This is a genomic window from Paenibacillus spiritus, assembly GCF_008710135.1.
Lineage (GTDB): Bacteria > Bacillota > Bacilli > Paenibacillales > Paenibacillaceae > Paenibacillus_AQ > Paenibacillus_AQ glufosinatiresistens.
The window spans coordinates 214,600-224,736 of sequence record NZ_VYKK01000012.1 but is presented as its reverse complement, the minus strand read 5'-3'; the positions used below and the strand labels follow the sequence as shown (position 1 = coordinate 224,736).

The 10,137-nt window shown below is 59.5% G+C and carries 7 protein-coding genes and 1 CRISPR repeat array; of the genes, 5 read left to right on the top strand and 2 right to left on the bottom strand.

Annotated features, from left to right (window positions below; genetic code table 11):
- Positions 1-13: 13 nt before the first annotated feature.
- Positions 14-1,797: direct repeats of the CRISPR family, unit length 33 nt; unit sequence GTCGCACCCTGTATGGGGTGCGTGGATTGAAAT.
- 382 nt (positions 1,798-2,179) lie between these two features.
- The 4 genes from F4V43_RS10095 to F4V43_RS10080 all read left to right on the top strand — a co-directional run bounded on the left by F4V43_RS10095 (position 2,180) and on the right by F4V43_RS10080 (position 6,506).
- Positions 2,180-3,025, top strand: coding sequence for a copper amine oxidase N-terminal domain-containing protein (locus tag F4V43_RS10095; RefSeq protein WP_150458114.1), 846 nt, complete (start codon positions 2,180-2,182; stop codon positions 3,023-3,025).
- 199 nt (positions 3,026-3,224) lie between these two features.
- Complete coding sequence (locus F4V43_RS10090) at positions 3,225-4,391, top strand: hypothetical protein (protein ID WP_150458113.1); 1,167 nt, start codon at positions 3,225-3,227, stop codon at positions 4,389-4,391.
- Positions 4,392-4,473: 82 nt separating this feature from the next.
- Positions 4,474-5,151, top strand: coding sequence for a response regulator transcription factor (locus F4V43_RS10085; protein WP_150458112.1), 678 nt, complete (start codon positions 4,474-4,476; stop codon positions 5,149-5,151).
- Entirely contained in the window at positions 5,151-6,506 is a 1,356-nt protein-coding gene (locus tag F4V43_RS10080) for a sensor histidine kinase (RefSeq protein ID WP_150458111.1), read from the top strand. The genes F4V43_RS10085 and F4V43_RS10080 overlap by 1 nt, the downstream gene beginning before the upstream one ends.
- A gap of 95 nt (positions 6,507-6,601) precedes the next feature.
- On the opposite strand, the gene F4V43_RS10075 is transcribed toward F4V43_RS10080, so the two are convergent.
- Both F4V43_RS10075 and F4V43_RS10070 read right to left on the bottom strand, forming a co-directional pair.
- Complete coding sequence (locus F4V43_RS10075) at positions 6,602-8,044, bottom strand: carboxylesterase/lipase family protein (protein WP_150458110.1); 1,443 nt, start codon at positions 8,042-8,044, stop codon at positions 6,602-6,604.
- A 139-nt stretch (positions 8,045-8,183) separates the two neighbouring features.
- Positions 8,184-8,933 (bottom strand): metal-dependent hydrolase, encoded by a 750-nt coding sequence (locus F4V43_RS10070; protein ID WP_150458109.1) that lies wholly within the window; start codon positions 8,931-8,933, stop codon positions 8,184-8,186.
- A 161-nt stretch (positions 8,934-9,094) separates the two neighbouring features.
- On the opposite strand from F4V43_RS10070, the gene F4V43_RS10065 reads away from it, so the two are divergent.
- On the top strand, positions 9,095-10,123 hold the full coding sequence (locus tag F4V43_RS10065) for a DMT family transporter (RefSeq protein ID WP_150458108.1): 1,029 nt from the start codon (positions 9,095-9,097) through the stop codon (positions 10,121-10,123).
- The last annotated feature ends 14 nt before the right edge of the window (positions 10,124-10,137 follow it).

Below are 10,137 nucleotides of genomic sequence, written 5' to 3'. Positions count from 1 at the left end.
CGGCAAGGATGCCGTCGCACCCTGTATGGGGTGCGTGGATTGAAATCACCGGTATACGTACCTTGGTCTGGATTTTTAAGTCGCACCCTGTATGGGGTGCGTGGATTGAAATACCCGTACGCCATTTTGTTTCTTCCAAATGCAGAGTCGCACCCTGTATGGGGTGCGTGGATTGAAATTTGGCGGAGACGGTAAGGGGCGGCGGGGACTTAGTCGCACCCTGTATGGGGTGCGTGGATTGAAATCACGTAGCTGAGATTCCGCTTGCCCGAAACGACCGTCGCACCCTGTATGGGGTGCGTGGATTGAAATATATATCACGTAGGTGCCCCCGACTATCGGACCCCGTCGCACCCTGTATGGGGTGCGTGGATTGAAATTCGCTCCGCTTATCCTCTGTCATTAGGAGTCACAGTCGCACCCTGTATGGGGTGCGTGGATTGAAATAAATCGCTGAACAAGCCGATCACCGTTAGTGACATGTCGCACCCTGTATGGGGTGCGTGGATTGAAATAGAAAAAAGGATTTTCGTAGCTACCAAAACAAGGTCGCACCCTGTATGGGGTGCGTGGATTGAAATAGGCGGAAGCCGGCGCTGCCCGAACGGAAGTCCTCGTCGCACCCTGTATGGGGTGCGTGGATTGAAATCGGAACTTCGTCCCACGTCCCGGCACCGAGAAGATGTCGCACCCTGTATGGGGTGCGTGGATTGAAATCGCTGTTAATTTATCGATTTTTGCCATGTTTATGGTCGCACCCTGTATGGGGTGCGTGGATTGAAATTCGGACAATACACTAAGCGGCATCCACGGATCGGCGTCGCACCCTGTATGGGGTGCGTGGATTGAAATAGGGTCAGGCGGTACTTTTGCAGCGTCACCGGCGGTCGCACCCTGTATGGGGTGCGTGGATTGAAATTTCAGACACATATCGGAACTCCGGTGAACCCGCGCGTCGCACCCTGTATGGGGTGCGTGGATTGAAATCGTGTGCTGGACAACAACCAGGAACACAGCATCAGTCGCACCCTGTATGGGGTGCGTGGATTGAAATGAGCAGCGACGCCATATGGACTGGTCCGCCGCCCGTCGCACCCTGTATGGGGTGCGTGGATTGAAATTTTTCGGCGGAGCGGGACATGGTGACGGCCTACATGGTCGCACCCTGTATGGGGTGCGTGGATTGAAATTCACTTCTCCTTGGAGCACGTCAAGGACTTCTTGGTCGCACCCTGTATGGGGTGCGTGGATTGAAATCGAGCGTGATTAAACGCTCTCCGGTCTCTCGTCGTCGCACCCTGTATGGGGTGCGTGGATTGAAATCCGTGTTAAGCGAGGCATTGACGGACTGGGCGGAAGGGGTCGCACCCTGTATGGGGTGCGTGGATTGAAATCATCAGATTTGCGACAAGTGTTTTGCACTTGGCGTCGCACCCTGTATGGGGTGCGTGGATTGAAATAAATTTGGCGTATAATGTATATAACAATCTGACTCGTCGCACCCTGTATGGGGTGCGTGGATTGAAATCGCCCAGCTTACCCAGGTCGCCGACCACTCCGCCGTCGCACCCTGTATGGGGTGCGTGGATTGAAATAACCCGATTGCCCCGGGCGAAACAGGCGCGCGCTAGTCGCACCCTGTATGGGGTGCGTGGATTGAAATTTGCTTACAAGGGGGCGGCGCTGATGGACTTCGTGTCGCACCCTGCATGGGGTGCGTGGATTGAAATCAGATGATGCGTAAAAGTATTCATATTCTAGCCCGTCGCACCCTGCATGGGGTGCGTGGATTGAAATTTTTCGTTCGGAGAACAATACGTCATAGTACTTGGTCGCACCCTGCATTGGGGTGCGTAAATTGAAATCTGCTCTTCGACCGGGGTTTCCCGGGTGTTATCTTGTCGCACCCTGCATGGGGTGCGTGGATTGAAATTCGACCTCGGCCAGATGCGCCGTCTCCTTGATGCGTCGCACCCTGCATGGGGTGCGTGGATTGAAATCGTTATTCGGCGTCATGGCCCGGGGCGACGGTCGGCGTCGCCCCCTGTATCGGGTGCGTGCATTGAAATCCCTTTGTCAAGTTCCCGTCGAATGGTCTTTAACAAGTCGCGTCCCGTACGGACTTCGTGCTTTGACTAATAAGAAGGTTCATTTTACAAAGTAAGAGGAGGACGTCCTCATGAAGCTCTTAAAATTCGGACTGGCTGCTGTACTAGCGAGCACTTTATCTTGGTTTCCCTCCAATTCTTCTTTTGCTGCGCCTGCTGCAACCACTAAATCCCCGGTGTTATTGCAGATCAACGATTATGCCGTTATCTACACATATCCCAAAGCCCCTTATCTGGATCGCCAACAACGGCTGATTGTCCCCCTCCGCGCGGTAAGTGAATTACTGGGGGCATCGGTAACGTATGACGCGGAACTGAAGCAGGCGACAATCCGAAAGAATGGAAAAGAGCTTATTTTAACCGCGAAATCGAACCAAATTCTTGTCGATCATGTACCCAAGACGATGGATACGGTTCCGACTATAGACCAGCAGTCTTTCCTGCTCCCTGTTCGTGTACTGCTGGACAATTTAGGTTTAAAGGGAACCCGGGACAGCCAGACCGGTATTTTGCACGTGGAAGAGGACGCAATCAATGATTTCCCTATGATAAGGGACAGCAAGGAATGGGACCTTTCCGCCGATAATTTTGCCAGTTCTAATGGAATTACAGCAACCTCTTATGAGTTGACGCTTCAAGCATCCGACAAAAGTCAGCTTCAGCACGGCAGTCTCCAATTATCTGCACAAAACCGCACCGGTCACTCTATCCCCGCGGGCAAGGAAGATCTGCATCTATTGTTTGTGTTCAATAACACCTATCAAATGGAGGCTGACCTGAATCCGGAGCTGGAACAGAAACGCCCTCGCCCCGCTCTCGCCAACGGTCAAGTTTTCCACCGAACCACGGATTTTGCAGGCGCCAACTATGGGGACACCTTGAAATATATCTTTGCCGTGGGCAGGGTGCTCAAATAACATAATGCTCACGCAAAAACGAGCCTCTGGAATAGCATCCGGGGCTTGTTATACGTTTTGGGGATTCCGGTGCGCGCCGCTGACCTAATCGGTGTCAATTTGCGGATAAATGGGGTGTGATCTGATTCAGCGTGTAGTCATAAGGATAGGATTGGCCATCGTTCGGATATCTTGTCTCTTGGGGGATGGGTAAATGTACATGAGAAGCATGATTGTATTATCCCTGTTTCTGCTTCTGACCGCTGTTCCTGGCTCTTCAGCGGATGCGGCGCCCGCTTCCCGTGCAGGGCTCGACAGCAGCCTTCGGGATGCCATTCTAACGGAGCTTATGCTTGACGGCGGCGTGCCCCGGCAATCGGTCGGCATCGCGGGTCTTAACGGTTCTGATTTTGACTCCGGTCTCAACCGGATGTTGTCCGATGGCAGGGTGAAGCCGGACACGAAGCAGAAGATCGAACAATTAAGGAACGGAGAAGTCTTTCGTCTTACAATCGGCGCAGACGGCGCTCTTCTGGAAGCAACCAGCTCCAAGCACGGCGACATTCGGGCAGAGATCGAGAAGCAGCCGGCCGCAGGCAGACGGGAAGCCGCTGTTGACTCGGCGTTCCGGACAACCCCCCTCGGCAGTCAGGGCAGCAGCAGCGGCAGGCAGACGGGCGCTTATCACCGGCTGCAGACTCCGGCAAGCGGTTCCACGATCTATAACGGACTCGTAGCGGATTCGCTCACCTTCCCCGGCTATCCGATAGCCGAGGCCTACAATCAGGGGGAAGCCGCCTACCTGTACGCCGGTATCGACGGAATCGCAGAGGTCGGATTCGCAGGCATCATTTCGCAGATTACGCCTGCCGGCTGGTATCCGGTCTTCCATGCCAGAGTCACCCATCAACTGGAGCGCGGCGACGACAACGGCAATCTGCCGCTTGCGGCATCGGAATATACCTACGTCCACCGTTCGAAACGATACCGGAGCGGCGACACCGTCAGCGGCTACAAGGTCTATTATTACTCCACCGACAAGAACTTGACGATTCGGGAGCAGATCAATTACAGCGATGTCTATATCGTTACGTTCCTGGGGCAGCCGTCGACCGGACGCTCAGTCAAAAGAGTCACCGCCCTTGCCATGAACCGCTCTGCCTCCGCTTCGTCTAGCTATCATTATTCGTTCACGACGCCGGCCGTCTGGAGGAATATGCGCTTTCTGATTAACAACAGCGCAGACGTGCTCTATCCCGACGAGATTCCGGGTCTTGCCGACGATGTCTGGCTTCACGGCGGACGTATCGAATACCTCTCCAACCACGCGAAGGACCGCAGCCGGATCGAGAGCTATCGGTTCCTGAAAGAAACGGGCCCGGCCTGAAGAGCCTCCTTAAGGTTCATTAAAGCTTATCCTGCTATAATGATCCCTGTACCGCTGAACCATAGGGAAAGGGGATCGCCCCATGCGAATATTGATTGTGGAAGACGAGCAGCACCTGGCCGAGGCCGTAACCCAGATTCTGAAGAAGCACAACTACTCCGTGGACGCCGTCCACGACGGCCGAAGCGGGCTGGATTACGCGCTGAGCGGCATCTATGACCTGCTGCTGCTGGATATTATGATGCCCGAGCTGGACGGGATCGGCTTGCTGAAAGCGCTGCGGAGCCAGGGAATGGCGACGCCGGTCATTTTTCTGACGGCCAAAGGCGAAATTCACGATATGGTGACAGGGCTGGACCACGGCGCGGACGATTATATTGCCAAGCCGTTCTCCTCGGAAGAGCTGCTGGCCCGGATCCGGGCGGTGCTGCGCCGCAGGGGCGAAGTGCTGCCGGACGACGCGCTGAAATTCGGCGATCTGGAGCTGAACACCACCAGTCTGCGGCTGGCCGTGAACGGCAAGGAGATGAAGCTCGGGCTGAAAGAGAGCGAACTGCTGGAACTGCTCATCACCCGGCGGCAGGCCGTGACGTCCAAGGAGCAGATTATCGAGAAGCTCTGGGGATTTGATTCGGAGGCCGAACATAACAATGTGGAGGTCTATGTCTCTTTTCTGCGCAAAAAACTGACGTTTCTCGGGTCGGAGACCCGGATCTCGACTATCCGCGGCGTCGGTTATGTGCTTGAGGGGAATGCCTGATGTTCAAAAAACTCCGAAATCGCTTTCTGATTGTCAATCTGGTCACGATTTCTCTGACCATGCTGCTGGCCTTTGCGGCCATCTATTTCATCACCTACCAGGATGTCAGCGGCGATATTTCGCTGGACCGGCAGAATATTGTGGAATTCTACGAGAAGTTCCCGGCAGACCGGATCAACGGCGGCCAGGAGCGTCCTGCGGATACCCAGGTGCCGCCGGCAGACAGTCCGGTAAGCGGGACCGGGACAGCTGATGCGGTCTCGCCGGGAACCGGAGACGGAGGCCTGCTGCATCAGGGCGGGCGGGGCGTGCACGGAATCGGCGGGCCGCCGCCGGAGCGGTCGGTCTCCTTCATGCTGCTGACCGACAGCGACTGGAAGGTGACCGCCAAGGAATCGCGGGTCCCGGTGGACGACACGCTCTACGAAGACGCGCTTCAGAAGGCGGTGGCGCAGAACCGGAACACGGGCGAGTTCACGCTTGACGGCAGCCGCTGGACCTTCGAAATTCAGCCGACGCCGCAAGGTCACATGCTCGTCTTCCTGGATATTACCGCCCGCCGCGACATTCTGACCGAGATGATTTATACGTTCAGCATCGTGGCCGTCGTCATGCTGGTCATTCTGTTCTTCGTCAGCCGCACCTTTGCCAACCGGTCCATCAAGCCTGTGCGGGAAGCGTTCGACAAGCAGAAACAGTTCATTGCCGATGCCTCCCATGAGCTGAAGACTCCGCTCGCCGTCATCAACACCAATACGGAAGTGCTGCTTGCCAATCCGGATGAGACGGTCGGTTCCCAGGCCAAATGGCTCCAGTACATCAAGTCGGAGACCGAACGCATGTCCCGGCTGACAAGCGATCTGCTCTACCTGACTCGGATGGACGATGCCCGGATCGGCGAAGTCCACGCGCCTTTTGATCTGAGCGAAGCCGTGATGGACATTATGCTGACGATGGAGGCGGTCATCTACGAGCAGAATGTCCTGCTGGACTATGACATCGCCCCCGGCCTTACCGTGCAGGGCAGCCGTGAAGGGATCAAGCAGGTGGTGATGATTCTGCTCGACAATGCCGTCAAATACTCCGGCTCATCCGGCAAGGTAGCCTTGACGCTGAAACGGCAGCAGGGCGAGTCGCTGCTGACCGTATCCAACACGGGAGAAGGCATCGCCCCCGAGCATCTGGAGCGTATCTTCGACCGCTTCTACCGCACGGACACCTCCCGGTCCCGGGCACAGGGCGGCCACGGCCTCGGCCTCGCGATTGCCAAGTCGATTGTGGAGCAGCACAAAGGCCGCATCTATGCCAGAAGCATTCCCGGCGAACGAACGACGTTCTATGTGCAGCTCCCCTGAATCGGCGCGACCTGAAGCAGCCCGAACCGGACAAGCCGGTTCGGGCTGCTTCAGGTGGAACGGAGCCGCGCGGTGAGCCGGGCGGCAGAGAAGCGCTACAGGCCCAGCAGCTCCCGCCGGTCTCCGTCGGGGTCTGCCGCTACGGCAGGCGGCCGGCCGAAGATCATCGTCTCCCGCCGCTTCGGATCATAAGCCGGCCAATCTTGAAGCGGCGGCCGGCCGTGCGCGAATGCTGTCCAGGCCTCCTGCATCTTCGCGGCCAGCTCCCAAGCGTCCGGCGGCAGCTTGACCCCGTAGGCTTCCAGCAGGGAGAGCGTCCCCCAGACGAACGGGATTTCCGCAGCGTGAATGGCCTGTCGAAGCAGCGGATGGCTGTCGTCCGTCCAGTCGAACCGGTACATCCAGACCGGCGCATGGGCGCTCTGGGCGGAGGCGAACTGCACGGCGCCGCGCCAGAAATACAGCTCGGTCATCATCCGGGCCTGCCCCCGCCCGTCCTTCGGGTACAGCGGAACGAGCCTGGCCGCATCCGTCATCCCCGTCATGACCGACAGGGCGTAGCCGAGCGCCGCCTCGGGCATCGGCGGCGAATCCGGGCGGAAGAACATGCCGCCCTCGTCCCGGTTCGTTCCGATCAGCAGCGGAATCTTCGCCGCAGCTCCCTGCTCGGCCGCGGCGGCCGGCGATACCGGCAGCGACGCCGGGTCCAGCACCGGCTGGAACGGGAGCATCATCCCGCCGAGCGATTGTTTCATCCGGCTCATGGCGGCAACCAGTTCTCCGGCCGGCAGTTCCCGCAGCTTGTGCGCCTGACCTGCGCTAAGGCCCAGCTCGGAGAGCAGACCGGCCGCAGACCGCTGCGCCTGCCGGGGCGCCGCAGCCTGGGAAGCGCCGCTCTGCAGGATCGCCCGGCTGAACAGTCCCCGGGCGGCAGGCATAGCCATCAGCGCGGCAATGCTCATTGCGCCCGCGGACTCCCCGAATACCGTCACGCGCGCCGGATCGCCGCCGAAGGCGGCAATTTCGCGCTGAACCCACTCGAGGGCGGCGATCTGGTCCAGCAGGCCGACATTGGCTGCCGCATCCGGCACCCCGAAGGCGCTCCAGTCGGAGAAGCCGAACGGACCCAGACGGTAATTCATTGTAACCACAACCACCCGTCCCTGCCGGGCCATCTGTTCTCCGTTATAGAAGGGAAGACTTCCCGAGCCTGTCTCGAAAGCGCCGCCATGAATCCAGACCATAACCGGCAGCGGCTCCCGCTCCGGCTCCGGCAGACCGGGCGCCCAGATATTCAAATAAAGACAGTCCTCGGACATGTCCCCAACCTCTCCGATTCCGCCGGCCGGCTGCGGGCAGGAGGGCCCGTATGCCGCGGCGCTGCGGATTCCTTCCCAGCCGCCGGGCGGCGCGGGAGCCCGGAAGCGAAGCGGTCCCACGGGAGGCGCTGCGTAGGGAATGCCTTTCCAGGAGCGGACGCCGTTCGCCGCCTGTCCTTCCAGGCGGCCTTGACGCGTCGTTACGATAAGTTCTGTCATAGCAGGAGCACCTCTTTCTGGTAGCAGGATGGAATGCTCTTCCATTATAGAACCGGCACTCTGCGAACACAAAAAAACGGCCGGGACGTTATCCCGGCCGCAGACTGGCCTTCTTCGGCTTCCCTGCACTCCGTTCTCTTTATCTCGGCAGCACAAACGCATACATCGCCAGAGCTGCCGTCAGCAGCACGCAGACCTTCTCGACCGCGCTTCCCTGCTTGGTGCCGGTGCTCATCAGCTTCAGCCGCAGCTTCAGCGGAAGGGGCGGCAGCGGGGTAATCCCCCGCTGGGTCATGGCATCCGCCAGCAGATGCAGCAGATAAGACAGGCCGCCGGCGACCCAGAGATGGCGCGGATCGGCGCCGAGGCGCAGCTCCGGCAGGCCGTGGCCGGCGACAAGCCCGCCGCCGGCCGCATAGAGCAGCAGCGCCCAGGCTCCGGTGGCATAGAACGTATGGGTCAGCCCCCGGTGCGGAACCAGTGTGGCGAGAATCAGCACACCGCCGATGACATAGTTCCAAGGGTCGAAGCGTTCGGCAAAAGCCATCAGTCCCAGCGCCGCCAGCAGCATCGCAAGCTGGCGCAGCCGCCGGCCCGGCAGGAACGCCACGCTGGCGACCAGCAGCGACAGCGTCAGATTCCAGGGCCATTCCAGGCCGCCCTGCCAGTAGAGGCCAATTCCGGCGGCCAGCAGGACAAGCTGGAGCACGCGGATGAGCCAGGGCGGCAGCGCCCCCCGTACCAGCATCGAATTCGGCTCATCAATATCGGGCAGTACGGAGCTGACCGCCGCCACGGCGATGGCCGGAATGGTGATCCGGTAACCGGCCAGTTCCATGAGCGACAGAGTGACGCCGGTTCCGATCACGAGATGGGAGCGTCCCATCATGGGCGATCACTCCTTTCTTGGCAGTTCAACAATAGGAACAAGTGTGCGGCTATCGCAGTATAGCAAGCCGTAGGATTTTTGTCCAGCCGTCCGATTGCTTGTCGTTCCCCCGGATATAAGATACAATTTGGTCAACTTGCCTGCAGAAAGGATGAACTGCCGTGAACCGCTCCCGCTGGGCGGACCTTGGCCTCCTGCTGGTGGCGATGATGTGGGGCTGCACCTTCCTGATGGTGCAGGCCGCAGTTCGGGTCCTGCCGCCGCTGGCCTTCAACAGTATCCGGTTCCTGGGCGCGGCGCTGCTGCTTGCCCTGATTACGGCGCTGCTTTACCGGGAACAGTGGCGTTCCGTCACTCCCCGGATGGCGCTGCATGCCCTGCTCCTGGGCGGGACGCTGTTTCTGGGCTATGCCTTCCAGACCGTCGGCCTGCTGTATACGACGACATCCAATACCGGGTTTATTACCGGCCTGTCCGTCGTGCTGGTGCCCTTTCTGTCGCTCCTTCTGGCGCGGACGAAGGTCTCCCGCTACACCTGGATCAGCGCGGCGCTGGCAGCGGCCGGCCTCTACCTGATCGCTTTCGCGGGTTCGGCCTTCTCGCTGAACAAGGGCGACGGCCTGGTGCTGCTGGGCGCCGTCAGCTTCGCGCTTCAGATTGTGCTAACCGGCTTCTATGCGCCCCGGCACCCGGCGCTGCCGCTGGCGGTTCTGCAGATGGCCGTGGTCGGCCTTCTCAGCCTGGCCGCTTCGCTGCTTCACGACGGTCCGGCGGCCTTCGGCGGCGCCGGCGAGTGGGCCCGGCGTCCAGAAGTGCTGATCACGCTGCTCGTCTCTATCGGACCGACCAGCGCCTTCGCCTTCTGGATTCAGACCGCCTGCCAGCGCTATACCACGCCCGCCCGGGTCGCCATCATCTATTCCACCGAGCCGGTGTTCGCCGCAATCACCGGCGTGCTGTTCGGCGGCGAGACGCTGGGCCCTGCCGGAATTCTGGGATGTGCCTGCATTCTTGCAGGCATGCTCCTGGCCGAACTCGGTCCCGGCGGCGGAGAGAACGCCGCCGGAGGCATTGACGCCGAAGACGCCGCCAGGGACATTATCGCCGAGGATGAAGCACTTCCGCCCTCCGCTTATCAAGCCGCACCGGCCGCAGGCGGCCCCCTGTCTGCCGGCCCTACCGAATCTTAAAGGAGAGAACATAA